The organism is Mycobacterium sp. ACS4054 (assembly GCF_001667275.1).
Classification (GTDB): Bacteria; Actinomycetota; Actinomycetes; order Mycobacteriales; family Mycobacteriaceae; genus Mycobacterium.
In genome coordinates this window covers 1-988 of record NZ_LZHV01000004.1, presented here as the reverse complement: position 1 = coordinate 988, position 988 = coordinate 1, and the positions used below count along the sequence as shown (strand labels likewise).

The window sequence follows — 988 nt, the reverse complement described above, 5'->3', positions numbered from 1 at the left end:
CGGAGGTTCTCGTGTCCCACCGTAATGCCCGTACGACGTTTCAGGGGCGGCTGCTGATTGTGCAGCGCTACCGGCAGGGGTGGAAACAGGCCCAGATCGCCGAAGCGATGGGGATTTCCCGTAAGTGTGTGCATACCTGGATTCGCCGGCATGCCACCGAGGGTGAGGCGGGGTTGTGGGATCGCTCCTCGCGTCCGCATTGCTCACCGCGGCGCACGCCGGCCGTTGTTGAGCAGCAGGTTTTGAAGGCACGTCGTGAGCACCGTCGTGGCCAAGACTGGTTGGGCCCGGAGCTGGGCCTGCCGGCCCGCACGGTCGGACGAATCCTGCGCCGCCATGATCAGCCCTACTTGCGTGACTGTGACCCGATGACCGGGGCGCTGATCAAGGCCTCCAAGACCACCGCGGTGCGCTATGAGCGAGACCGTCCCGGCGAGTTAGTGCATGTCGATGTCAAAAAGCTCAGTCGGATCCCCGACGGCGGGGGATGGCGCGCTCATGGGCGCAGTGAGGAGGTCCGCGGCCGCGGCAACGGTTATGACTACGTGCACTCCATGGTCGATGACCACAGTCGGCTGGCCTACTCGGAGATCCTGTACGACGAGAAGGGCCCAACATGTGCCGGCTTCATCGACAGAGCCGCTTCCTACTTTGCCTCGCAGGGCATTTCACACATCGAACGAATTATCACCGACAACCATCTCAGCTATCGCCGGTCGGCCGATGTGGCAGCCGTAGTCGCCCGACTCGGCGCCAGGCACCTGTTCATCAAGCCACACTGCCCCTGGCAGAACGGCAAGGTGGAAAGATTCAACCGCACCCTGCAAACCGAATGGTGCTATCGCAGAGTTTTCACCTCCAACACCCAGCGCGCCCAAGCACTTGCGCCATGGCTGGAGATCTACAACACTCAACGCCGCCACAGCGCACTCGCCGGCCTACCACCCATCAGCCGACTGTGACCAACCTGTTGGCCGAGTACAGCTAG

At 62.8% G+C, this 988-nt stretch carries 1 protein-coding gene; it reads left to right on the top strand.

From position 1 onward, the window contains the following. Window positions 1-11 precede the first annotated feature (11 nt). Window positions 12-962: an IS481 family transposase gene (locus tag A5730_RS00530; protein WP_067894154.1), complete on the top strand. Its 951-nt coding sequence runs from the start codon at window positions 12-14 to the stop codon at window positions 960-962. The last annotated feature ends 26 nt before the right edge of the window (window positions 963-988 follow it).